At 66.6% G+C, this 24,399-nt stretch carries 21 protein-coding genes and 1 pseudogene; 19 read left to right on the forward strand and 3 right to left on the reverse strand.

The features are described 5' to 3' along the window. Window positions 1-84: 84 nt before the first annotated feature. The 5 genes from FHX60_RS14420 (at window position 85) to FHX60_RS14440 (ending at window position 5,297) form a co-directional block, all read left to right on the forward strand. Window positions 85-1,335, forward strand: coding sequence for a branched-chain amino acid ABC transporter substrate-binding protein (locus FHX60_RS14420; protein ID WP_112776968.1), 1,251 nt, complete (start codon window positions 85-87; stop codon window positions 1,333-1,335). A 210-nt stretch (window positions 1,336-1,545) separates the two neighbouring features. Beyond that, window positions 1,546-2,493, forward strand: coding sequence for a branched-chain amino acid ABC transporter permease (locus FHX60_RS14425; RefSeq protein WP_062799143.1), 948 nt, complete (start codon window positions 1,546-1,548; stop codon window positions 2,491-2,493). A 4-nt stretch (window positions 2,494-2,497) separates the two neighbouring features. Next, window positions 2,498-3,811: a branched-chain amino acid ABC transporter permease gene (locus tag FHX60_RS14430; protein ID WP_183283744.1), complete on the forward strand. Its 1,314-nt coding sequence runs from the start codon at window positions 2,498-2,500 to the stop codon at window positions 3,809-3,811. Beyond that, the gene (locus FHX60_RS14435; RefSeq protein WP_183283745.1) at window positions 3,808-4,584 is read left to right on the forward strand and encodes an ABC transporter ATP-binding protein; all 777 of its coding nucleotides are present in this window, start codon (window positions 3,808-3,810) and stop codon (window positions 4,582-4,584) included. Before FHX60_RS14430 ends, FHX60_RS14435 begins: the two co-directional genes overlap by 4 nt. Beyond that, a complete protein-coding gene (locus FHX60_RS14440; protein ID WP_183283746.1) occupies window positions 4,584-5,297 on the forward strand; it encodes an ABC transporter ATP-binding protein in 714 nt (237 codons plus the stop codon). Before FHX60_RS14435 ends, FHX60_RS14440 begins: the two co-directional genes overlap by 1 nt. Window positions 5,298-6,074: 777 nt before the next feature. Here the strand turns inward: FHX60_RS14440 and FHX60_RS14445 are convergent. Beyond that, window positions 6,075-7,592: an amino acid permease gene (locus tag FHX60_RS14445; protein ID WP_221210005.1), complete on the reverse strand. Its 1,518-nt coding sequence runs from the start codon at window positions 7,590-7,592 to the stop codon at window positions 6,075-6,077. Between the two features lie 492 nt (window positions 7,593-8,084). On the opposite strand from FHX60_RS14445, the gene FHX60_RS14450 reads away from it, so the two are divergent. The 10 genes from FHX60_RS14450 to FHX60_RS14495 all read left to right on the forward strand — a co-directional run bounded on the left by FHX60_RS14450 (window position 8,085) and on the right by FHX60_RS14495 (window position 19,588). Then, on the forward strand, window positions 8,085-10,166 hold the full coding sequence (locus tag FHX60_RS14450) for a 3-hydroxyacyl-CoA dehydrogenase NAD-binding domain-containing protein (RefSeq protein ID WP_112776963.1): 2,082 nt from the start codon (window positions 8,085-8,087) through the stop codon (window positions 10,164-10,166). A 30-nt stretch (window positions 10,167-10,196) separates the two neighbouring features. Continuing rightward, window positions 10,197-10,841, forward strand: coding sequence for a bifunctional nicotinamidase/pyrazinamidase (pncA, locus tag FHX60_RS14455; protein WP_183283747.1), 645 nt, complete (start codon window positions 10,197-10,199; stop codon window positions 10,839-10,841). 47 nt (window positions 10,842-10,888) lie between these two features. Further along, window positions 10,889-12,067, forward strand: a complete 1,179-nt coding sequence (locus FHX60_RS14460; RefSeq protein WP_112776961.1) for an acetyl-CoA C-acyltransferase — start codon at window positions 10,889-10,891, stop codon at window positions 12,065-12,067. A 150-nt stretch (window positions 12,068-12,217) separates the two neighbouring features. After that, window positions 12,218-14,080 (forward strand): acyl-CoA dehydrogenase, encoded by a 1,863-nt coding sequence (locus FHX60_RS14465; RefSeq protein WP_183283748.1) that lies wholly within the window; start codon window positions 12,218-12,220, stop codon window positions 14,078-14,080. Between the two features lie 55 nt (window positions 14,081-14,135). Beyond that, on the forward strand, window positions 14,136-14,918 hold the full coding sequence (locus FHX60_RS14470) for an SDR family oxidoreductase (protein ID WP_112776959.1): 783 nt from the start codon (window positions 14,136-14,138) through the stop codon (window positions 14,916-14,918). 114 nt (window positions 14,919-15,032) lie between these two features. Continuing rightward, entirely contained in the window at window positions 15,033-15,470 is a 438-nt protein-coding gene (locus tag FHX60_RS14475; protein WP_092316422.1) for a PaaI family thioesterase, read from the forward strand. Between the two features lie 96 nt (window positions 15,471-15,566). Beyond that, window positions 15,567-16,577 carry an NADP-dependent oxidoreductase gene (locus tag FHX60_RS14480; protein WP_112776958.1) on the forward strand — a complete coding sequence of 337 codons (1,011 nt, stop codon included), beginning with the start codon at window positions 15,567-15,569 and terminating at the stop codon, window positions 16,575-16,577. 182 nt (window positions 16,578-16,759) lie between these two features. Then, window positions 16,760-17,608, forward strand: coding sequence for a class II aldolase/adducin family protein (locus FHX60_RS14485; RefSeq protein WP_183283749.1), 849 nt, complete (start codon window positions 16,760-16,762; stop codon window positions 17,606-17,608). 62 nt (window positions 17,609-17,670) lie between these two features. Further along, window positions 17,671-18,573, forward strand: coding sequence for an SDR family oxidoreductase (locus FHX60_RS14490; protein WP_112776956.1), 903 nt, complete (start codon window positions 17,671-17,673; stop codon window positions 18,571-18,573). A 67-nt stretch (window positions 18,574-18,640) separates the two neighbouring features. Then, complete coding sequence (locus FHX60_RS14495) at window positions 18,641-19,588, forward strand: alpha/beta fold hydrolase (protein ID WP_112776955.1); 948 nt, start codon at window positions 18,641-18,643, stop codon at window positions 19,586-19,588. 64 nt (window positions 19,589-19,652) lie between these two features. Here the strand turns inward: FHX60_RS14495 and FHX60_RS14500 are convergent, their stop codons facing one another. Both FHX60_RS14500 and gbd read right to left on the reverse strand, forming a co-directional pair. Beyond that, window positions 19,653-20,174 carry an O-acetyl-ADP-ribose deacetylase gene (locus tag FHX60_RS14500; protein ID WP_183283750.1) on the reverse strand — a complete coding sequence of 174 codons (522 nt, stop codon included), beginning with the start codon at window positions 20,172-20,174 and terminating at the stop codon, window positions 19,653-19,655. An 88-nt stretch (window positions 20,175-20,262) separates the two neighbouring features. Continuing rightward, window positions 20,263-21,407: pseudogene (gene gbd / locus FHX60_RS14505) on the reverse strand (4-hydroxybutyrate dehydrogenase). Here gbd and FHX60_RS14510 point away from each other — a divergent pair. The 4 genes from FHX60_RS14510 (at window position 21,397) to FHX60_RS14525 (ending at window position 24,379) form a co-directional block, all read left to right on the forward strand. Further along, window positions 21,397-21,591 carry a hypothetical protein gene (locus FHX60_RS14510; RefSeq protein ID WP_183283751.1) on the forward strand — a complete coding sequence of 65 codons (195 nt, stop codon included), beginning with the start codon at window positions 21,397-21,399 and terminating at the stop codon, window positions 21,589-21,591. The pseudogene gbd and the gene FHX60_RS14510 sit on opposite strands and share 11 nt — an antisense overlap. 160 nt (window positions 21,592-21,751) lie before the next feature. Then, window positions 21,752-22,765, forward strand: coding sequence for an alpha/beta hydrolase (locus FHX60_RS14515; RefSeq protein WP_112776953.1), 1,014 nt, complete (start codon window positions 21,752-21,754; stop codon window positions 22,763-22,765). A 72-nt stretch (window positions 22,766-22,837) separates the two neighbouring features. Further along, window positions 22,838-23,818 carry a tripartite tricarboxylate transporter substrate binding protein gene (locus FHX60_RS14520; protein WP_183283752.1) on the forward strand — a complete coding sequence of 327 codons (981 nt, stop codon included), beginning with the start codon at window positions 22,838-22,840 and terminating at the stop codon, window positions 23,816-23,818. A 123-nt stretch (window positions 23,819-23,941) separates the two neighbouring features. Next, window positions 23,942-24,379, forward strand: coding sequence for a YbgC/FadM family acyl-CoA thioesterase (locus FHX60_RS14525; RefSeq protein ID WP_092316404.1), 438 nt, complete (start codon window positions 23,942-23,944; stop codon window positions 24,377-24,379). The last annotated feature ends 20 nt before the right edge of the window (window positions 24,380-24,399 follow it).

The following is a 24,399-nucleotide window of genomic DNA, read 5'->3' on the forward strand; positions in this document are numbered from 1 at the left end:
GCGGCGCGAACAGGAGGGCGCCACGCGGCCGGCCGCATCGACGACATCGAACCACAAGCCACGATAAGAGTGAAGGAGACAGGTATGACCAAAATGCGTCCGCTGGTGGCCGGGGTGGCCACGTTTGCCGCACTGGGTTCTGCGCTGGTTTCGGGGTCCGTATTTGCGGATACGGTGAAGATCGCCTTTATCGATCCGCTTTCGGGGCTGATGGCCCCGGTTGGCCAGAACCAGCTCAAGAGCTGGCAGTACGTGGCCGATGTCGCCAACCAGAAGGGCTGGGCCGGTCCGCACAAGTTCGAGGTGGTGGGCTTCGACAACAAGCTGTCGCCGCAGGAAAGCCTGACCATCCTCAAGCAGGCGATCGACCAGGGCATCCGGTACGTGGTGCAGGGCAACGGCTCGTCGGTCGGCCTGGCGCTGCAGGATGCGGTGGCCAAGCACAACGAGCGCAACCCCGGCAAGGAAATCGTCTACCTGAACTACGCCGCGGTGGATCCGGACATGACCAATGCCAAGTGCAACTACTGGCATTTCCGGCTCGATGCCAACTCGGACATGAAGATGGAGGCGCTGACCACCTTCCTGGCCAAGGACCCCAACGTCAAGAAGGTCTACCTGATCAACCAGAACTATTCGTTCGGGCACCAGGTGGCCAAGGCCGCCAAGGACTACCTGAAGCGCAAGCGCCCCGACGTCCAGATCGTGGGTGAAGACCTGCACCCGCTGGCCCAGGTCAAGGACTTCGCGCCATATGCCGCCAAGATCAAGGCTTCGGGCGCCGATACTGTCATCACGGGCAACTGGGGCAGCGACCTGGCGCTGCTGATCAAGGCGGGCAAGGACGCGGGGCTCACCACCAACTACTACACCTATTACGCCGGCACCACCGGCGTGCCGACGGCGATGGGCGCCGCCGGCGCCGACCGCGTCAAGTACGTGGGCTACTACAACCCCAACAACAAGGGTTTCCGCGGCGCCGACATCATCGAGGGCTACAAGAAGAAGTACAACGACGACTTCTACGTGATGGCCTCGTACACCGGCATCGCCATGCTCAGCAAGGCGATGAAGGACACCAACTCGACCGATCCGGTCAAGGTGGCCAAGGCGCTGGAAGGCATCAAGGTCGACAGCATGAACGGCACGGTCGAGATGCGCAACACCGACCACCAGGCGCAGCAGCCGCTGGTAGTCGCCACCTGGACCAAGGTGGACGGCAAGGAAATCAAGTACGACCAGGAAAACACTGGCTACGGCTGGAAGACCAACGCGCTGATGGACCAGTACGTATCGGCCCAGCCGACCTCCTGCCAGATGAAGCGGCCGGGCTGATCCTGGCGGCGGTGCGCGGCGACGCTGACAAAGTGGCCGCGCGGCCTGCATACTTCCGGTCTTTCCGGCCGACATTCAGGTCTTTGTTTCAGACCACCACGGGGAGTGTCCGGGGGCGATGTCCGCCCCTGGCGGAGGCGCTCACCCTCGATCGACCCGGACGGTTGCCGCCGTGCGCGCGCATGACGGCACCAGCTTGAAGGACACGCTGTGGAATTCTTCGTCATCTCACTGCTGAACGGCATCAGCTACGGGCTGCTGCTGTTCATGCTGTCGTCGGGCCTTACGCTGATCTTCAGCATGATGGGCGTGCTCAACTTTGCCCATGCCAGCTTCTACATGCTGGGCGCCTATTTTGCCTACACCATCGCCAGCAAGATCGGCTTCTGGCCGGCGCTGATCTTCGCGCCGCTGCTGGTGGCCGGCGCGGGCGCGCTGGTGGAGCGCTTCGGCCTGCGCACGGTGCACAAGTACGGCCATGTGGCCGAGCTGCTGTTCACCTTCGGCCTGGCCTACCTGATCGAGGAGGGCGTCAAGCTGGTGTGGGGCCTGGCGGCGGTGCCGTACCGGATTCCCGCCGAGCTCGACGGGCCACTGTTCACGGTGTTCACCTCGTCGTTCCCCAAGTACCGCGCCTTCATGATGCTGGTGTCGCTGGGCATGCTGGTGGCGATCTACCTGGTGCTGACGCGCACCCGCATCGGGCTGGTGATCCAGGCCGCGCTGACCCATCCGGAAATGGTCGAGGCGCTGGGCCACAACGTGCCGCGCGTGTTCATGATGGTGTTCGGCGGCGGCGCCGCGCTGGCGGGCCTGGCGGGGGTGATCGGCGGCAACGCCTTCGTCACCGAGCCGTCGATGGCGGCGGCGGTGGGGTCGATCGTGTTCGTGGTGGCGGTGGTGGGCGGCATGGGGTCGCTGGTGGGCGCCTTCATCGCATCGATCCTGATCGGCGTGCTGCAGACCTTCGCGGTCACCATCGACGCCTCGCTGGCGGGCCTGATGACCAGCCTGGGGCTGGCGGTCAGCGAGGCCACGCCGTTCTATTCGCTGTGGAAGCTGACGGTGGCCCAGGTGGCGCCGGTGCTGCCGTACCTGCTGCTGGTGGTGATGCTGATCTTCCGCCCGCGTGGACTGATGGGAACCCGGGAGAGCTGAGGCCATGGAGCAAGCGATGCAACAACCCCGCGAGCCGGTGGCAACCGGCCGCACCCTGCGCTACCGCCCGCTGAACCTGGCGCGCTGGATCATCTGGAGCCTGACCGTGCTGGTCATGCTGGTGCTGCCGCTGTTTTTCACCGGGGGCTTCGCCATCACGCTGATGTCGCAGATGGGCATCATGATCATCTTCGCGCTGTCGTACAACATGCTGCTGGGGCAGACCGGCATGCTGTCGTTCGGCCATGCGGTGTATTCGGGGCTGGGCGCCTTTATCGCGGTGCATGTGCTGAATATGGTCGGCGCTGGCAAGGTGTGGCTGCCGGTGTCGATGCTGCCGCTGGTGGGCGGCCTGGCCGGCGCGTTCTTCGGCGTCATCTTCGGCTACGTCACCACCAAGAAGGCCGGCACTACCTTCGCCATGATCACCATGGGCATCGGCGAGATGGTCTTTGCCAGCTCGCTGATGTTCCCGGAGTTCTTCGGCGGCGAGGGCGGCATCTCCACCAACCGCGTGGTCGGCGACCCCTTCCTGGGCATCAGCTTCGGGCCCGGGCGCCAGGTCTACTACCTGATCGCGGCGTGGTGCCTGGTGTCGATGGTGGCGATGTACGCCTGGACCCAGACCCCGCTGGGCCGCATCGCCAACGCGGTGCGCGACAACCCCGAGCGGGTCGAGTTCATCGGCTACAACACCCAGCGCGTGCGCTACCTGGTGCTGATCCTGTCGGCGTTCTTCGCCGGCATCTCCGGCGCGCTGGCGGCGATCAACTTCGAGATCGTCTCGGCCGAGAACGTCAGCGCGGTGCGTTCGGGGGGCGTGCTGCTGGCGGTGTTCATCGGCGGCGCCGGGGTGTTCTTCGGGCCGGTCATCGGCGCGGTGGTGTTCGTGCTGTTCGCGGTGGCGCTGTCGGACCTGACCAAGGCCTGGCTGCTCTACCTGGGCCTGTTCTTCGTGCTGATGGTGATGTTCGTGCCGGGCGGCCTGGCCAGCCTGCTGCTGATGCAGCTGCCGCTGGCGGCGAAGGGCAAGCTGCGCCGCATGCTGCCGTCCTACGCGAAGGCCGGCGCGGCCGGCGTGGTGCTGCTGGTGGCGATGATCGTGACCGTCGAACTGGTCTACAAGGTGCAGGTCGACAGCGCCAACGGCACCGCCATGAAGCTGTTCGGCATCGGCTTCGATGCCGCGACCTGGATGCCATGGCTGGCGGCGGCGGCGCTGTGGGCGGTGGGGCTGGGCGCGTGGCGGCTGGCGGTGCGCGCGTCGCGCGCGCAATGGGACAAGGTGCAGGCAGAAATCGCAGGAGGCAGGGCATGAGCGCGGCGGCACTGGAACTGACCGATGTACGCAAGAAGTTCGGCCAGACGGAAATCATCCGCGGCGTGAACCTGAGCATCCCCAAGGGCGAGCGCCATGCGCTGATCGGCCCCAACGGGGCGGGCAAGTCGACCACTTTCAACCTGATCTCGGGCCGCTTCGCGCCCAGCAGCGGCACGGTGCGCCTGAACGGCGAAGAGATCGGCGGGCTGCAGCCCTTCGTCATCAACCGCATGGGGCTGTCGCGCAGCTTCCAGATCACCAATATCTTCCACCGGCTGTCGGTGTTCGAAAACCTGCGCTGCGCGGTGCTGTGGTCGCTTGGCTACAAGTATTCGTTCTGGCACCGGCTCACCGGCCTGCGCGACGCGCGCGAGCGCGCCGAGGACGTGCTGGAGCTGATCGGCATGCAGCATCGCCGCGATTCCCAGGCGGGCCTGCTGACCTACGCCGAGCAGCGCGCGCTGGAGATCGGCATCACCATCGCCGGCGGCGCCGACGTGATCCTGCTGGACGAACCCACCGCGGGCATGAGCCGCTCGGAATCGGACCACGCGGTCGAGCTGATCCGCAAGGTCACGGTGGGCAAGACGCTGGTGATGGTGGAGCACGACATGAGCGTGGTGTTCGGGCTGGCCGACCGCATCTCGGTGCTGGTCTACGGCGAAGTCATCGCCACCGATACCCCGCAGGCAATCCGCAACAACCGCAAGGTCAAGGAAGCCTACCTGGGCACCACGCTCGACGAGACCACCACCGAAGGAGTGCACTGATGGGCAAGCGCATGCTGGAAGTCACGGGCCTGCACGCCTACTACGGCAAGAGCCATATCCTGCATGGCGTCGACGCGCATATCGACGAGGGCGAGATCGTGGCGCTGCTGGGGCGCAACGGGGTGGGGCGCTCGACCATGGCCAAGGCCATCCTCGGCATGGTCAAGGCGGAAGGGTCGGTGAAGTTCCGGGGGGAAGATATCCTCGGGCGGCGCACCTTCGAGATTGCGCATCTCGGCATCGGCTACGTGCCGGAGAACCGGGATATTTTCCCTACGCTGACGGTGCGCCAGAATCTGCTGCTTGGTGAAAAGCGCAACCCGCGACAGCCCAGACCGCGCTGGAGCGTGGAGGACATGTTCAACATGTTCCCGCGCTTGAAGGAGCGGGAGAACACCTCGGCCGGCGTGCTGTCCGGCGGTGAGCAGCAGATGCTGACGCTGTGCCGTACGCTGATGGGGGATCCTGACCTGGTCCTGATCGATGAGCCCACCGAAGGCCTGGCACCGATGATCGTGGCGCTGGTGGGGGACTATCTGAAGACCTTGAAGGAACGTGGCGTCTCGGTGCTGCTGATCGAGCAGAAGCTGGCGATTGCGTTGGATATCTCGCAGCGCGTTTACGTCATGGGGCACGGGCATATCGTGTTCGAGGGCACGCCGGCCGAGCTGAAGGCGAACGGGCAGGTCAGGAAGGAGTGGCTGGAGGTATAGGCCTGGTGCTGTCGTGCTTGGCAGGCGCGGCTGTTTCGCCGGCGCAGCCGGCGAGTCACTTTTTGGCCGAGCCCCAAAAAGTAACCAAAAAACGCGTCGCCTGTGCGGCTGGCAATCAATTTCACGGCGTTGGTGGCTCGCGCGGTGGTGCTTTCCGTTTGGGCGTGGGTGCCCGTTCGGCCCTGCTACGCCATGTGAGTCAGGGACGGTGCCTGCGATCACCCACTATTGAACAATCCCAATGAGGGTGTAGGCCGCCTGCTGCCGGCCGTAACGCGGGGACGCCTACGGCTGCTGCGCGGGCTCAATGGCGATGGCGGTCATCGGGCGGCTGCGCGAACGCAGCCAAAGGCGTGGTGCGATTCCGCCAGCCCGGCTCACCGACCGCGCGCCAAGCGAGCGCAGCGACGCGTACCGTGCCAGGGCCCCCAAGCCTACGATACTGCCGGCGCGCAGCGCAGCCGAAGGCGTTCCTACGATAAGACCAGCAGCAGGCGGCCACTCCGCGCTCTGGGCTCGTTCAATCTCCACTTCAACGCCCCACCCACCGTGGTGCACCACCGCGGCAGGCAGTCCCGCTATGTGAGGAAGCGAAGCCCCGTACGAAAACCCCCAGGCACACTACGATAAGACATGCCGCCCGCAGGGCAGTAAACGCGCTTTTTGGTTACTTTTTGGCGCTCGGCCAAAAAGTGACCCGCCCAGTAGGGCGGAACTAGGCGGTTCAAAAGCCAACGGCATGTCACCAAAACCTACACCGCAGCTTCAAGCAACCCCTTATTCCCCCCGTTCCGAAAACTCGAACGGCATATCCTCATACGCAACCAGCCGCGACCCGGTGACCAGCCGGTATCCCACCCACAGCACCAGAAACACCGGCACGCCGATATAGGTGGCGACGATTTCCGGCCAGCGGTTCGGGATGTCGGCGAATGCCTGGTAATTCTGGCCACCGATGATCACCAGGCACAGCACCGCCGAGAAGACCGGCCCGAACGGATACAACGGCGACCGGTAGGCGAGCTTGCTGAGGTCATGCCCCTGGTGCGCCATCCCGCGACGGAAGCGGTAGTGGCTGACGGCAATGCCGAGCCAGGCGATAAAGCCGGTCATGGCCGAGGTGTTGAGCAGCCACAGGTAGGCGGTCTTGTTGCCGAGCAGCGAGCTGAGAAAGCACAGCGCGCCGATGGCGGTGGTCGCCAGCAGCGCGTAGAACGGCACGCCGTTCTGCGTCAGCCGGGCGAACGCGCGCGGCGCGCGGCGGCTGACGGCCAGGCCGTACAGGATTCGCGTCGACACATACATGCTGGAGGTGCCCGCCGACAACAGGGCGGTCAGCACCACCGCGTTCATCAGGCCGGCCGCGAAGGCCAGCCCGGCGTGGCGGAACACCAGCGCGAACGGGCTCACGCCCACGTCGGTCACGTCGTTGCGCAGCAGGTTGGGGTCGGTATAGGGAATCAGCACGCCGATCACCAGGATCGCCAGCACGTAGAACAGCAGGATGCGCCAGAAGGTCTGCCGGATTGCGCGCGGAATCGTGATGGCGGGCCGTTCGGCCTCACCGGCGGCGACGCCGACGGTTTCGGTGCCGAGGAAGGAGAAGCCCGCGATCATGGCCACGCCGAACATGGCCGGGATGCCGCCGACAAAGGGCGCGTCGCCGGTGGTGAAGTTGTGCCAGCCGGACTGCGGGCCGCCCTGCATGATGCCGAAGATCATCAGCAGGCCAACGCCCAGGAACACTACCACGGTGATCACCTTGACCAGCGCGAACCAGTATTCGGCCTCGCCGAAGCCGCGCACCGAGAACGCGTTGAGCCCGAACATCAGCAGCAGGAAGCCGGCGCTCCACAGCACCCCGGGCACGCCGGGGAACCAGTACTGCATCACCAGCTGTGCCGCGGTCAGCTCTACGGCGATGGTTACGGCAAGGCTGAACCAGTAGTTCCAGCCCAGCGCGAAGCCGAAGCCTTCGTCGACATAGAGCGCGCTGTAGGTGACAAAGGAGCCGGCCACCGGCATGTGCACCGCCAGCTCGCCCAGGCTGGTCATCAGGCAATAGACCATCAGGCCGAGCAGCATATACATCAGCAGCGCGCCGCCCGGGCCGGCCTGCGCGATCGAGGCACCCGAGGCCACGAACAGGCCCGTCCCGACCGCGCCGCCGACGGCGATCATGGTCAGGTGGCGGGCCTTGAGCTTGCGCTTGAGGTCGTCGTGCTCGACCACCGGGTGCTGGTGCCCGTGCGCCGGGGAAGCGTGCGGGGACGAAGAATGGATTGGGGAAGACATCAGGGTCGCTGGACCTTCCGCCGCCCGGCGTCTCGTGAAGGCCAGGGGGCAAAAAACGAAAAGCCGCGAGTCTACCGCGTCTGCGCCGGCGATTTTCCCGTATCGGTCAAATAAAGTCCGATACTGGTCTGGGGACGGCGCTCGCGCAGGGCCGGCAAGTGCCTTAGCCGGCATCGCGGGCGGCTTCCTCCTGGTCGTTAAGCACCGGCTCCATGCAGCGCGATCAGGGGCGGCATTCGCGTTGCGCATGGCGCCGGAAATGTTCCGAAATTAAAATTGAACGACCGTGCTATTTTGTGTATGCTTGTTTCGCCCAAGCGCCGGAGGGCGTTGTGGGGCGCGGGAAAGCGGCGGATCGGGTCAAGGGTTAACCCGCCCGTGAAGGCCGCGACCCGGGGCAGCGCCGGCACCGGCCGGCACGCCCCGCGCTGCAGAGAACATTCATTCGAGAATTCGAATCCCGAGACAACTTCTGACACCAAAGGAACCAGCATGACAGCGCAGTATCAGGTTCAGGACGGCGTAGCCGTCATCACGCTCGACAATCCCCCTGTCAACGGCCTGGGTCACAGCACCCGGCTTGGCATCGTCGAAGGCATGACCCGTGCGCTGGACGATGCCGCCGTCAAGGCCATCGTCATCACCGGCGCCGGCAAGGCTTTCTCGGGCGGCGCCGACATCCGTGAATTCAATACCCCCAAGGCCATGCAGGAGCCGACCCTGCACTCGGTGATCCGCGTGCTGGAAGCGTCGTCCAAGCCGGTGGTTGCCGCCGTGCACTCGGTCGCGATGGGCGGCGGCCTGGAACTGGCGCTGGGCTGCAACTACCGCGTCGCGTCCAAGGGCGCGCAGATCGCGCTGCCGGAAGTGAAGCTGGGCCTGCTGCCCGGCGCCGGCGGCACGCAGCGCCTGCCGCGCGTGATTGGCCTGGAGGCCGCCGCCAACATGATCGTGTCGGGCACTCCGGTGCTGTCCGAGAAGTTTGCCGGCACCAAGCTGTTCGATGAAATCGTCGACGGTGACGTGCTGCCCGCGGCGGTCAAGTTTGCGCAGAACGTCGGCGCCGCCAGCGGCCCGCACCCGAAGGTGCGCGACCTGAAGGTGCGCCACGAAAACGCCGAAGGCTACCTCGGCTTTGCCCGCAACACCGTGGCCGCGATGGCCAAGAACTTCCCGGCGCCGCTGAAGTGCCTGGAAGCCGTGGCGGGCTCGCTCAAGCCGTTCGAGCAGGGCCTGAAGCAGGAGCGCGAGGGTTTCCTATTCCTGGTGACCACGCCGGAATCGCGCGCGCTGCGCCACGCCTTCTTCGGCGAGCGTGCCGCCAGCAAGATCCCCGACGTGCCCGAAGGCACCCCGGTGCGCAAGATCGAGAAGGTCGCCGTGATCGGCGCCGGCACCATGGGCGGCGGCATCAGCATGAACTTCCTCAACGCGGGCATTCCGGTCACCATCCTGGAAACCAAGCAGGAAGCGCTGGACCGCGGCGTCGGCATCATCCGCAAGAACTACGAGAACAGCGCCAAGAAGGGCAAGCTCACGCAAGAGAAGGTCGAGCAGCGCATGGGCCTGCTGAGCACCACGCTGTCCTATGACGACATCAAGGACGCCGACATGGTCATCGAGGCCGTGTTCGAAGAAATGGGCGTCAAGGAAATCGTGTTCAAGAAGCTGGATGAAGTGATGAAGCAGGGCGCCATCCTGGCTTCGAACACCTCCACGCTGGATGTGAACAAGATCGCCTCGTTCACCAAGCGTCCGCAGGACGTGGTCGGCATGCACTTCTTCAGCCCGGCCAACGTGATGAAGCTGCTGGAAGTGGTGCGCGGCGACAAGACCGGCAAGGATGTGCTGGCCACGGTGATGCAGGTGGCCAAGAAGATCAAGAAGACCGCGGTGGTGTCGGGCGTGTGCGACGGCTTTATCGGCAACCGCATGATCGAGCAGTACAGCCGCCAGGCCGGCTACCTGCTGGACGAAGGCGCGCTGCCGGAGCAGGTCGACAAGGCCATCGAGAAGTTCGGCTTTGCCATGGGCCCGTTCCGCATGGGCGACCTGGCCGGCAACGACATCGGCTGGGCCATCCGCAAGCGCCGCGCCGTGGACAAGCCCGAGATCCAGTATTCGAAGACCGCCGACCTGCTGTGCGAGATGGGCCGTTACGGCCAGAAGACCGGCGCGGGCTGGTACGACTACAAGGCGGGCGACCGCAAGCCGTACCCGAACCAGCAGGTCAACGACATGATCGTGCAGCATTCGAAGGACCTGGGCATCACGCGCCGCAAGATCTCGGACGAAGAGATCGTCGAGCGCCTGGTGTTCGCGCTGGTCAACGAAGGCGCCAAGATCCTGGAAGAGGGCATTGCTTCCAAGGCCTCGGATATCGACATGGTGTACCTGACCGGCTACGGCTTCCCGCTGTTCCGCGGCGGCCCGATGCTGTACGCGGACCAGGTCGGCCTGTACAACGTGGCGCTGGCAATGAAGCGCTACGCCAAGGGCTACCACGGCGAAGCCTGGCAGGTCGCGCCGCTGCTGCAGAAGCTGGCGGACGAAGGCAAGGGCTTCAACGGCTGACACGTCACCGCGGTTCTCCCTGGCTCTGACATGGACACCACCCTCCGACCTGACGATTGCCTGCTGGTGATCGACGTGCAGAACGACTTCATGCCGGGCGGCGCGCTTGCCGTGCCCAGCGGCGACGAGGTCGTGCCCGTCATCAACCGGCTGGCGCGCGCGTTCGGGCACGTGGTGCTGACGCAGGACTGGCATCCGGCCGCGCACGTCTCGTTCGCGGCCAACCATGCCGGCGCGCAGCCGTTCCAGACGCTGGCGCTGCCGTATGGCGAGCAGGTGCTGTGGCCGGTGCACTGCGTGCAGGACACGCCCGGCGCCGCGCTGCATGCGGGGCTGCACGTGCCGCACGCGCGGCTGGTGATCCGCAAGGGCCACCATGCCGGCGTGGACAGCTACTCCGCCTTTATGGAAGCGGACCGCGCCACGCGCACCGGACTGGCCGGCTACCTGCGCGAGCATGGCGTCAGGCGCGTGTTCTGCGCCGGGCTGGCGACGGACTACTGCGTGGCGTGGAGCGCGCTCGACGCGCGCGCCGCGGGCTTCGAGGCCGCGGTGATCGAGGATGCGTGCCGGGCCATCAACCTGCAAGGGTCGCTGGCACAGGCATGGCAGGACCTCGGTGCCGCCGGCGTCGCGCGCGTGATGTCCGCCGACCTGCTCAGTGGCCAGGGCTGAACCGAAACACCGAACTGAACGACACAAGAGATTCCGAGGAGCAACACATGAACGAAGCAGTCATCGTATCCACCGCACGGACCGGCCTGGCCAAGAGCTGGAAGGGCGCCTTCAACATGACCCACGGCGCCACGCTGGGCGGCCATGCGGTCCAGCACGCCATCGCGCGCGCCAAGATCGAGGCCGCCGAGGTCGAAGACGTGCTGATGGGCTGCGCCAACCCGGAAGGCGCCACCGGCGCCAATATCGCCCGCCAGATCGCGCTGCGCGCCGGCTGCCCGGTCACCGTGCCCGGCGCCACCGTCAACCGCTTCTGCTCGTCGGGCCTGCAGACCATCGCCATGGCCGCGCAGCGCGTGATCGCCGACGAGGGCGACATCTTCGTCGCCGGCGGCGTGGAGAGCATCTCCTGCGTGCAGCAGGAAATGAACCGCCACATGGTCCAGGAGAGCTGGCTGACCAAGAACAAGCCGGAAATCTACTGGAACATGCTGCAGACCGCCGAGAACGTGGCCAAGCGCTACAGCATCTCGAAGGAGCGCCAGGACGAGTACGGCGTGCGCAGCCAGCAACGCGCCGCCGCCGCGCAGGAAGCCGGCAAGTTCAAGGACGAGATCGTGCCGATGACGGTGCTCGCCGGTGTCGCCGACAAGTCCACCGGCCAGCTGGTGACGAAGGAAGTGACCATCGACCGCGACGAAGGCATCCGCGCCGACACCACGCTCGAAGGCGTGTCCAAGATCCGCAGCGCGGTGCCGGGTGGCGTGATCACCGCCGGCAATGCCTCGCAGTTCTCGGACGGCGCCTCGGCGGCCGTGGTGATGAACGCGCGCGTGGCAGAGGCCCGCGGCCTGCAGCCGCTGGGCGTGTTCCGCGGCTTTGCCGTGGCCGGCTGCGAGCCGGACGAGATGGGCATCGGCCCCGTCTTCGCGGTGCCCAAGCTGCTGAAGAAGGCCGGCCTGAAGGTCGACGACATCGGCCTGTGGGAGCTGAACGAAGCCTTCGCGGTGCAGGTGCTGTACTGCGCCGATACGCTGGGCATCCCGATGGACCGCCTCAACGTCAACGGCGGCGCGATCGCGGTGGGGCATCCGTACGGCGTGTCGGGCGCGCGCCTGGTGGGCCATGCGCTGATCGAGGGCAAGCGCCGTGGGGTGAAGTATGTGGTGGTGACCATGTGCATCGGTGGTGGACAGGGCGCAGCGGGTCTGTTCGAGGTGCTGTAACGACTGGCCGCTTGTTGGCTCCCTCTCCCGCAAGCGGGAGAGGGAGCCCGCCATTGGTTGTCCGAAGCAAAGCGTTCTTCAAGCGCTACGCCGTTCCGAGAACAGAGAACAATTCGCGGCACGCCACGCAGTGCGCCGCATGGAGACACCATGTCGATGATCCTTTCCCGTCGCGACCTGAACTTCATCCTGTATGAATGGCTCAAGGTCGACGAGCTGACCCGCATTGCGCGCTACGCCGACCACTCGCGCGAGACCTTCGATGCCGCGCTGGACACCTGCGAGAAGATCGCCACCGACCTGTTCGCGCCGCACAACAAGAAGAACGACCAGCACGAGCCCGAATTCGACGGCGAGACCGTCAGCATCATCCCGGAGGTCAGCACCGCGCTGAAGGCCTTCTGCGAGGCCGGCCTGATGGCCGCGGGCCAGGATTACGAACTTGGCGGCATGCAGTTGCCGGTGGTGGTGGAGAAGGCCGGCTTCGCCTACTTCAAGGGCGCCAACGTCGGCACCAGCTCCTACCCGTTCCTGACCATCGGCAACGCCAACCTGCTGCTGACGCACGGCACGCCGGCGCAGGTCGAGACCTTCGTCAAGCCGGAGATGGAAGGACGCTTCTTCGGCACCATGTGCCTGTCGGAGCCGCAGGCCGGCTCGTCGCTGTCGGATATCACGACGCGCGCCGAGTATGAAGGCGAATCGCCGCTGGGCGCGCAATACCGCCTGCGCGGCAACAAGATGTGGATTTCCGCCGGCGAGCACGAGCTGAGCGACAACATCGTCCACCTGGTGCTGGCCAAGATCCCCGGCCCGGATGGCAAGCTGATCCCGGGCGTGAAGGGCATCTCGCTGTTTATCGTGCCCAAGTACCTGGTCAACGAGGACGGCTCGCTGGGCGAGCACAACGACGTGGTGCTGGCCGGCCTGAACCACAAGATGGGCTACCGCGGCACCACCAACTGCCTGCTGAACTTCGGCGAGGGCATGAAGTACCAGCCGGGCGGCAAGGCTGGCGCGATCGGCTACCTGGTGGGCGAGCCGCACAAGGGTCTCGCCTGCATGTTCCACATGATGAATGAAGCGCGCATCGGCGTGGGCCTGGGCGCGGTGATGCTCGGCTACACCGGCTACCTGCATGCGCTGGACTATGCGCGCAACCGTCCGCAAGGCCGCCCGGTCGGCCCCGGCGGCAAGGATGCCGCCAGCCCGCAGGTAAGGCTGGTCGAGCACGCCGATATCCGCCGCATGCTGCTGGCGCAGAAGAGCTATGTCGAGGGCGGCCTGGCGCTGAACCTGTACTGCGCGCGGCTGGTGGACGAGGAAGAAGCCGCTGCCGCCGCCGGCGACCAGGAAGCGCACGCGCGCCTGGCGCTGCTGCTCGACATCCTGACGCCGATCGCCAAGAGCTGGCCGTCGCAATGGTGCCTGGAGGCCAACAACCTGGCGATCCAGGTGCACGGCGGCTACGGCTACACCCGCGAATACAACGTCGAGCAGTTCTACCGCGACAACCGCCTGAACCCGATCCACGAAGGCACGCATGGCATCCAGGGACTGGACTTGCTGGGCCGCAAGGTGGTGATGAAGGATGGCGCCGCGTTCAAACTGCTGGGCGAGCGCGTGCAGGCCACCATCGGCCGCGCGCTGGCCGCGGACGATGCCGAACTGGCGCAACAGGCGCGCGCGCTCGGCGCCGCCACCAGGCGCCTTGCCGAAGTGACGCAGACCCTGTGGAGCGCCGGCGATGCCAACGTGACGCTGGCCAACGCATCGGTCTACCTCGAAGCCTTCGGCCACGTGGTGGTGGCGTGGATCTGGCTGGAGCAGGCATTGCTGGCGCAAGCCGCGCTGGCGCAGGCGAGCAGCCAGGAAGACCAGGACTTCTATCGCGGCAAGCTGGCCGCGGCGGCGTACTTCTTCCGCTTCGAGCTGCCCAGGGTCGGTCCGCAGTTCGACCTGCTGGCTTCGCTCGACCGCACCACGCTGGACATGCAGGACGCCTGGTTCTGAGCGCCGGTCCTGGCTGCTTACTGCCTCATTCAAAGACAACCAAGGAAGAGACAACATGCGCACCATCCAGCAACTGTTTGACCTGAAGGGCAAGACCGCGCTGATCACCGGCGGCTCGCGCGGACTTGGCCTGCAGATTGCCGAGGCCCTGGGCGAGCAGGGCGCGCGCATCGTGCTGTCGGCGCGCAAGGCCGACGAGCTGCGCGCCGCGCAGGAACACCTGAAAGGCCTCGGCATCGAGGCCGACTGGATCGCCGCCGACGGCTCGCAGGAATCCGAGATCGCGCGCCTGGCCGACGAGGCCATCGCCAGGCTTGGCCACATCGACATCCTGGTCAACAACGCCGGCGCCACCTGGGGCGCGCCGGCGGAAGACCATCCGCTGGAAGCGTGGGACAAGGTGATGAACCTGAATATCCGCGGCCTGTTCCTGCTGAGCCAGCGCGTCGGCAAGCTGTCGATGATCCCACGCCGCCACGGCCGCATCATCAACGTGGCGTCGATCGCGGGCCTGGCCGGCAATCCGCCGGGCACCATGGAAACCATTGCCTACAACACCTCCAAGGGCGCGGTGGTCAACTTCACGCGCACGCTGGCGGCGGAGTGGGGCGAGCACAACATCACCGTCAACGCGCTGGCGCCGGGCTTCTTCCCGTCGAAGATGACCAGGGGCTCGCTCGAGCGCATGGGCGTCGAGGCGATGTGCGCGGGCGTGCCGCTGCATCGGCTGGGCGACGACGAAGACCTGAAGGGCGCGGCGCTGCTGTTTGCCAGCGATGCCGGCAAGCACATCACCGGGCAGATCCTGGCGGTGGACGGCGGCGTCAGCGCGGTCTGAGTGCGGTCCGAGCGCGGTCCGAGCGACTGTCGGCGTTTGCGGCAATAATTCGGGGTCGGTGCCGGCGGGCGATCTGCCGGCGCCCCTCCAACCCCCACTTCCACTCGCATTGCCATGAACCAGTACACCGGCTCCCTGAGCCATATTCCTTTCCTTGCCGAGCTTGGCGTGACCTGCAGCCTGGCCGAGGGCGGGCGCAGCGAGATCTCGCTGCCGACCGAAAAGCGCCACCAGAACAGCTGGGACATGGCCCACGGCGGCGTGATCATGACGCTGCTCGATGTGGCCATGGCGGTGGCCGGCCGCAGCAGCGATGCCGATGGCCGCGGCGTGGTCACCATCGAGATGAAGAGCAGCTTCATGGCGCCGGGCCGCGGCCACCTGACCGCGCGCGGCACCACCGTGCATCGCACCACCACCATGGTGTTCTGCGAGGCCGAGATCGTCGATGCCGACGGCAAGACCGTGGCGCGCGGCTCGGGCACGTTCAAGTACATCCGGCGCATGCCGCCGCAGCGCCCGGGCGACACCGATACCGGCGCCGACGGCTGAGCGCCGGCGCAGCACAGGCGGGGCGCTACATGTGCCGCATTGCCCCGCATCAGCAGTTTCCATGCAGTTTCCATCTCCCATTGGAAGGAACCCACCATGTCCAACACGTTCAAGCGCATCGTCCTGGCCTCGCGTCCCGAGGGCGCTGTGACGCCGGCCAATTTCCGGCTGGAAGAAGTGCCCGTGCCGCAGATCGCGGAGGGCCAGGTGCTGGTGCGCAACCACTACCTGTCGCTCGATCCGTACATGCGCGGCCGCATGAACGACAGCAAGTCGTATGCCGCGCCGCAGCCGCTCGATGAGGTGATGATCGGCGGCACCGTCGGCGAAGTAGTGGAAAGCAAGAACAGCAGGTTCAAGCCGGGCGACAAGGTAGTCGGCATGTTCGGCTGGCAGGAAATGGGGGTCAGCGACGGCACCGGCCTGCAGCCGGTCGATACCACGCATATCCCGCTGTCGGCCTACCTCGGCTCGGTCGGCATGCCGGGCGTGACCGCATGGTATGGCCTGAACAAGATCATCCAGCCCAAGGCGGGCAAGACCATCGCGGTCAGCGCCGCGTCGGGCGCGGTCGGCAGCGTGGTGGGCCAGCTCGCCAAGCTGGCCGGCTGCCGCGCAGTCGGCTTTGCCGGCGGCAAGGACAAGTGCGACTACGTGGTCAACGAGCTGGGTTTCGACGCCTGTATCGACTACAAGGCGGCCAAAGACCCCAAGGAGCTCTACACCATGCTCAAGGAGGCCACGCCCGATGGCATCGACGGCTACTTCGAGAACGTCGGCGGCGATATCCTCGACGCGGTGCTGTCGCGCATGAACGCCTTCGGCCGCATCGCCATGTGCGGCATGATCGCCGGCTATGACGGCCAGCCGCTGCCGCTGAAGAACCCGCAGCTGATTCTGGTCTCGCGCCTGACCATCGAGGGCTTTATCGTCTCCGAGCACATGGAAGTCTGGCCGCAGGCGCTGAAGGAGCTGGGCACCGCGGTCGCGCAGGGCAAGCTCAAGTTCCGCGAGAGCATCGCCGAGGGCCTGGCCAGCGCGCCGGAGGCTTTCATGGGCCTGCTCAAGGGCAAGAACTTCGGCAAGCAGCTGGTCAAGCTGGTGTAAGTGCGGGCCATGCTGGTGAGGTACCAATAGCCAACACGTCGTCCCCGCGGAGGCGGGGACCCAGTGGCTTTCAAAGACGCTGGATTCCCGCTTGCGCGGGAATGACGTAGTAGGGCGCGTAGTTTGTCACTCCAATAAGCGTTGCCGTCCATGACGGACCGCGAACACAAGAGGAGACACCCATGAATGCCCCGCAAGCCCCGCAAGTACAAGATGCCGACGATATCGGCGCCGGCCTGCCTGAAGAGGTCAAGGCCCGCTACCGCAATTTGCCGCGGCCGCCCCAGTTCGCCACCGCCGCCGAGGAGCGCCTGCACCGCAAGCAGCGCCTGGCCGCTGCCTTCCGGCTGTTCTCGAAATTCGGTTTCGACGAAGGCGTGGCCGGCCATATCACTGCGCGCGACCCCGAGTTTCCCGACACCTTCTGGGTCAATCCCTTCGGTGTGCATTTCAGCCAGGTCCGGGTCTCCAACCTGATCCGCTGCGACCACCACGGCGACGTGGTCGAGGGCGACTACCCGGTCAATGCCGCGGCCTTCGCCATTCATTCGCGCGTGCACCAGACCCGCCCCGACGCGGTCGCGGCCGCGCATTCGCACAGCACCTATGGCCGCGCCTGGTCGACGCTGGGCCGGCCGCTCGACCCGCTGACGCAGGATGTGTGCGCCTTCTACAACGACCATGCCGTCTATGACGACTTTGGCGGCGTGGTGGTGGAGCTCGACGAGGGCCAGCGCATCGCCAACGCGCTGGGGCAGAACAAGGCGGCCATCCTGCAGAACCACGGCCTGCTCACCGTCGGCAAGACCGTCGACGAAGCGGCGTGGTGGTTCATCACCATGGAGCGCTCCTGCCAGGTGCAGCTGCTGGCCGAAGCCGCCGCCGCGCGCACGCAGGCGCCGCTGAAGGTGATTGCCGACGCGGCCGCACGCCAGGCGTATTCGATCGTCGGCACCGCGCAGGCGGGCTGGTTCCAGTTCCAGCCACTCTACGCCCGCATCGTCAAGGAACAGCCCGACCTGCTGGACTGAGCCAGCATGCCCGCCATGCCGCGGGCAGCCCCCCATTCGACTCACGCGACAGGACAGACGACATGAAGGATTTCTCCAACAAGGTGGCCGTCATTACCGGTGGCGCCTCGGGTTTCGGCAAGGAATTTGCCCGCATCGCAGCGGACCTCGGCATGAAGCTGGTGCTGGCCGACGTGCAGGAAGACGCGCTGGACGCGACCGTCGCCGAATTCCAGGCGCGCAACGTGCCGGTGATCGGCTTGCGCACCGACGTCTCGCAAGCCGGGCAGGTGCAGGCGCTGGCCGATGCCGCGATCGAGGCCTTCGGCCAGGTCAACCTGCTGTTCAACAATGCCGGCGTCGGCGCGGGCGGCCTGATCTGGGAAAACTCGGAGCGGGACTGGGAATGGGTGATGGGCGTCAACCTGTACGGCGTGGTGCACGGCGTGCGCATCTTCACGCCGCTGATGCTGGCGGCCGCGGAGAAGGACCCGGCGTTCGAGGGGCATATCGTCAACACCGCATCGATGGCGGGCTTGCTGAATCCGCCGGCGATGGGCGTCTACAACGTGTCCAAGCACGCGGTGGTGGCGCTGACCGAAACGCTGTACCAGGACCTCGGGCTGGTGACGCAGCAGGTGCGCTGCTCGGTGCTGTGCCCGTACTTCGTGCCGACCGGCATCAGCCAGTCGCAGCGCAACCGGCCCGCCGACCTGGCCAACCAGGCGCCGCCGACGCGCTCGCAGCTGGTGTCGCAGGCGCTGTCGGACAAGGCTGTCGGTTCCGGCAAAGTGAGCGCGGCGGAAGTGGCGCAGATCACCTTCGATGCCATCCGCGACGAAAGCTTCTATATTTATTCCCACCCCCAGGCGCTCGCCCCCGTGCGCCAGCGCTTCGAGGATATCGTCGGGCAGCGCAACCCCGGCGATCCGTTTGCCGACAAGCCCGAGGTCCGCGCGGGCCTGGTTGCCGCGTTGCGCGGCTGAGCTGACGTTCGCCAGCAGCGTTGGCCAACGCTGGCCAGCACCACGCCACAACGAGGAGGGACCGCATATGGAGAACAACATGGCAGCCCCCGCCGCCGTGATCCGTCACCTGCAATACGCCACGCTGCCCAATGAGACCCGGCTGCACTACGCCAGCGCGGGCGAGCGCGGCAAGCCGCTGATGCTGTTCGTGCACGGCTTTCCGGAATTCTGGTTCGAATGGGAGGCGCAGCTGGCCGAGTTCGGGCGCACGCATTTTGCCGTGGCGCCCGACCTGCGCGGCTTCAACCTGTCGAGCAAGCCCGCCGACGTGAATGCCTACCGGCCACGCCATATCGTCGAAGACCTGGTGCAGCTGATCGGCGCGCTGGGCTATGACCAGGCCGTGGTGGTGGCGCACGACTGGGGCGGGGCGATCTGCTGGAACCTGGCGATCCAGTTTCCGCAACTGGTGCGCCAGCTCATCATCGTCAATTCGCCGCACCCGTACTTGTTCGCGCGCGCGCTGGCCACCGATCCGGCGCAGCAGGCCGCGTCGGCCTACATGAACTGGCTGCGCAAGCCGGGCTCGGAACAGGCGCTGGCCGCCAACGACTTCGCGCTGCTGGACCGGATGCTGTCCGACGACGACGGCAAGCCGGCGGCCTGGTACACCGCCGAGACCCGCGCCAGGTACCACGCGGCGTGGTCGCAGCCGGGCGAAGGCAAGGACGCCGGGGTGCATCCACTGACCGGCGGCGTCAATTTCTACCGCGCCTCGCCGATGCATCCGCCGGGCGAGGGCGAGCCGCCGCCCGATATTTCACGGCTGGACCCGGCCGCATTCGTGGTCAGGGTGCCGACGCTGGTGGTGTGGGGCGAGCGCGACCGCGCGCTGCCGAAGTCGCTGGTGGATGGCCTGGCCGATTTCGTACCCGACCTGCGGCTGGAGCGCATCCCCGAGGGCACGCACTGGGTGATCCACGAGCAGCCGGAACGGATCAACCAGCTGATCCGCAGCGCGCTGCCGGCCTGACCGCCGGCACCGCTGGCACCGCAAAAACCCGCATGCGGCGGCACAGGCCGCCGCATGCCGGGTTTCAGCTCAGCCGCTCGCGGTAAAGCCGGTAGTTCTCGTCATCGAAGCAGACGAAGGTGACCTGCTCGATCTCCGGCGCCCCGGCCAGCGCCTCGCGCACCGCGGCGATGGCGATATCCGCCGCGCGTTCGCGCGGGAAACCATAGATGCCGGTGCTGATGTTGGGGAAGGCCAGCGTGCGCAGGTGATGCTGCGCCGCCAGCCGGATGCTGTTGCGGTAGGCATTGCCGAGCTGCTCTTCCTCGCCCTGGCTCCCGCCTTGCCACACCGGCCCGACCGCGTGGATCACGTAGGGCGCCGGCAGGCGGCCACCGGTGGTGAGCACCGCCTCGCCGGTGGGGCAGCCGCCCTGCGCGTCGCGGATCGCGCGGCAGGCCTCCATGATGGCGGGGCCGCCGGCCCCGTGGATGGCCCCGTCGACGCCGCCGCCGCCGAGCAGGCCGCTGTTGGCCGCATTGACGATGGCATCGACCTCCAACCGGGTAATGTCGCCATGGACTACCTGCAAGTGCTCGCCGCTCATAGTGTCTCCTGCGCTGTGGAGGGAGGGCCGCCGGACAGCCGCTTGGTCGGTCCGACCGGCGGGAAGCCGCTGGGTGCTACGCGGTGTGCTACATGGACTGCTCAAGCATACGCCGATAATCCGAGGCGCTGGCTTCTTTCGGGTTGGTCTTGTGGCAGTGGTCGAGCAGCGCGCCCGCGATCACCTTGTCGAACATGTCCTCGGTGACGCCCATCTGGCGCAGGCCGGTGGGCAGGCCCAGGCGCGCGGTCATGTCGTGCACCGCCTGCGCCAGGTCGGCGCCGTCGGGCAGGTGCATGGCGCGGCGCAGGCGCGCGTAGCGGTGATCGCGCACCACGGTGGGGGCGTCGGCATTGAAGCGCAGCACCGCCGGCATCACCACCGCGTTGAGGGTGCCGTGGTGCAGGCCGGTGCGGCCGTCGATCTTGAGCCCGCCCAGCGGGTGCGACAGCGAATGCACGCAGCCCAGGCCCTTCTGGAACGCCATCGCGCCCTGCATCGACGCGCTCATCATGTTCAGGCGCGCATCGCGGTCGTTGCCGTCGCGGGTGGCGCGCTCGATATGGGTCCAGCCGCGCTCCAGGCCGTCGAGCGCGATGCCGTCCGCGGGCGGGTTGAAGGCGGGCGCCAGAAAGGTCTCGATGCAGTGGGCGATGGCGTCCATGCCGGTGGCAGCGGTCAGGCCGGCGGGCAGGCCCAGCGTCAGCTCGGGGTCGCATACCGCGGACTTGGGCAGCAGGTGCCAGGAATGGAAGCCCAGCTTGCGGCCGTCGTCCAGGATGATGATGGCGCCGCGCGCAACCTCGCTGCCGGTGCCGGAGGTGGTGGGCACCGCGATCAGCGGCGCGGCCTGGTCGGTGATCTTGCCGCTGCCGCCTTCGATGGTGGCATAGGTGGTCAGCTCGCCCTCGTGCGTGGCCAGGATGGCGATGCCCTTGGCCAGGTCGATCGACGACCCGCCACCCACCGCCACCAGTCCGTCGCAGCCTTGTTCGCGGTACTGCGCGGCGGCCTTGCGCACCATGGCCTCGGTCGGGTTCGACGCTCGTCGAACACCGCCACCGGCAAGCCCTGCATCGCGTCGATGGCGCGCTGCGCCACGCCGGCCGCGACCACGCCCTGGTCGGTCACCAGCAGCGGCCGGCGGATGCCGATGCGCTCGCATTCCGACTTCAGCACGTTGACCGCGCCGAAGTCCAGGTGAATGTGGGTCAGATAGTAGATGAACGCCATGTTTGCTTGTCTCCTGCTGGGATCTGCCGCGAAATCGTTCGAATTCCTTCTTGTCACGGGCCTGGCCTGTGGCTGGCGCCGTGCGCTGTCCTGGGGTTCAATGGACCTGCCGCAATCGTTTCCGCTCGCCCTCGGCGTGCTGCCAGCCGATCATCGCGCAAAAACTTGCCGCGTGGCACGATGAGCAGGACTTTTCGGGGTTATCTCGGACTGCCCCGGGTCGGAAACATCTGGCATCATACTAAAATCGAACGATCGTTCACTATTCGAACTTCTCCCGATGCCGAGGCCGCGCCCGCGCAGCACGCGGGGCCTGCACCGGGGTTAGCGCCGCATTACGCCCTATGTCTGTCGTACCGTCTTCCCTATCCGCCACGCCAGGCCTGCCGGACCGTCCGCTGGACCCGCAGATGGCCGCGTTGCTGGCCTTGATCGCGCGCGCCAAGCGGCCGCCGATCCACGCCATGGCGCCGGAAGACGCCAAGATCGCCTACGAGAAAAGCGCGCCGATCCTCGACATCAACCCGCCGCCGGTGCATAGCGCGGAAGACCTGCTGGTGCCGGCCCGCGACGGCCACGCCATCCCGGTGCGGCTGTATGTGCCGCGCGAGGCCAGCTGGATCGAGCCGCTGCCGCTGCTGGTGTACTTCCATGGCGGCGGCTTCACGGTCGGCAGCGTCGATTCGCACGATCCGCTGTGCCGCCTGCTGTGCGGCCAGGCCGATTGCATGGTGCTGTCGGTGGATTACCGGCTGGGGCCCGAGTGGCGCTTCCCGACCGCGGTCAACGACGCCTTCGATGTGCTGCACTGGGTCTTCGCCGAAGCCGACAAGCTCGGCGCCGACCCGGCGCGCATCGGCCTGGGCGGCGACAGTGCCGGCGGCACTTTGGCCGCGGCCTGCGCGGTCCAGGCGCGCGATGCCGGCCTCGCGCCGGTGCTGCAGCTGCTGATCTATCCGGGCACCTGCGCGCGCCAGGATACGCCGTCGCACCGCGCGCTGGCGGACGGCTACCTGCTGACGGCGGACATGATCCGCTGGTTCTTCGCGCAGTACCTGGACCAGGAGGCCAGCCGCGACGACTGGCGCTTTGCTCCGCTCGACGGCGGCGGCACCGGTGCCGAGGTGGGCGGGGTGTGCCCGGCCTGGATCGCGGTGGCCGGCTACGACCCGCTGCATGACGAGGGCGTGGCCTACGCCGAAAAGCTGCGCGCCGCCGGGGTTGCCGCCACGCTGGCCGACTACCCCGGCATGATCCATGACTTCTTCAAGCTGGGCCGGTTCGTGCCTGCGGTGGCGCAGGCGCATGCCGATGCCGTCGCCGCGCTGCGCACCGCGTTCGGCACCTTGCAGGACTAGGCTGCGCCTTGCGGTCGCGCCGGTCCACGCATTTTTCAAGCAGTGATTTGCAGCACTAGGAGACATCGTCAAATGCAACGCCGCCACTTCCTCGCCCGCGCGGGCATCGCCGCCGCCGCGGCCCTCGGTCTTGCCGCCATGCCCGCCCAGGCCCAGGCCGACAAGTTCCCGCAGCGCCCGATCCGGCTGGTGATCGGCTACACCGCCGGCGGCTCCACGGATATCCCGTTTCGCGTGCTGGCCGACAACGCCTCGAAGATCCTGGGCCAGCCGGTGATCGTCGAGAACAAGCCGGGTGCCGGCGGCGTGCTGCCGGCGCAGCTGATGCAGAGCACCGCGCCCGACGGCTACACGCTGGCGCAGGTGGCCATGCCGGTCTACCGCCTGCCGTACACCACCAAGATCAACTGGGACCCGGTCAAGGACCTGAGCTACATCATCAACCTTGCCGGCTATTCGTTCGGCCTGGTGGTGCCGGCCGATTCGCCGATCAAGACCATGCAGGAGTACGTTGCCTACGCCAAGGCCAACCCGGGCAAGCTGACCTATGGCTCGCCGGGTTCGATGACCACGCTGCACCTGACCATGGAAGAACTGGCGATGAAGCAGGGCGTGCAGTTTTCGCATATCCCGTACAAGGGCAATTCGGAATCGATGCAGGCGCTGCTCGGCGGCCACGTAATGTCGGTTGCCGATACGCCGGCCTGGGCGCCGTACGTGGAGCAGGGCAAGCTGCGCCTGCTGTCGACCTGGGGCGAGAAGCGCTCGGCGCGCTTCCCCAACGTGCCGACGCTGAAGGAACTGGGCATGGGCATCGTGCAGACCTCGCCGTTCGGCCTGGTCGCGCCCAAGGGCACCGACCCGAAGATCGTGCAGAAGCTGCATGACGCCTTCAAGAAAGCCATGGAAATGCCCAACTACCGCGAGTCGCTGGCCAAGTTCGACATGGAGCCGTTCTACATGAACACCCAGCAGTACGCGCAGTTCGCGGCCGACACCGTCAAGAAGGAAAAGGCGATCATCGAGAAGCTCGGGCTGGCCAAGCCGCAGTAAGCCTGCGGCCAGCCACCGCCTCGCGTGCATTCGGGCCGCCGCGCCTGCCGGCCCCGCTCCGGCGGGTACGGCGGCCTGATGTCTTTACAGCGTTCCGGAACAATCAACAAGGAGACCACGTCAATGGCCAAAGAGGAGTTCCGCCATACCATCCCGCTGCGCGTGCGCTGGTCCGAAGTCGACCCGCAATCGATCGTCTTCAATGCGCACTACCTGACGTATTGCGATATCTGCGTGACCGAGTACTGGCGCGCGCTGGGCATCCGCTATCCGGAAGACGTGCTGCACGCGCACGGCGTGGATATCTTCGTGGTCAAGTCGACTCTTGAGTACCACGCGTCGGCGCGCTTCGACGACCAGCTCGACATCCGCGGCCGCATGGCGCGGCTGGGGCGGTCGAGCATGCTGTTCCGGGTGGAGATGTATCGGGGCGACGAGCACCTGATCACCGGTGAAATCGTCTATGTGTGCGCGGATCCGGCGACGCAGAAGTCGGCGGCGATTCCGGGGGTGGTGCGGGAGGTGATCGAGGGGTATGAGGTGGTGAAGCCGGCGGGGTAGTCCGCCCCCGGACGAGGCTT

The sequence above is a fragment of the Cupriavidus alkaliphilus genome (assembly GCF_014191175.1).
In the GTDB taxonomy this organism is placed as follows: Bacteria; Pseudomonadota; Gammaproteobacteria; order Burkholderiales; family Burkholderiaceae; genus Cupriavidus; species Cupriavidus alkaliphilus.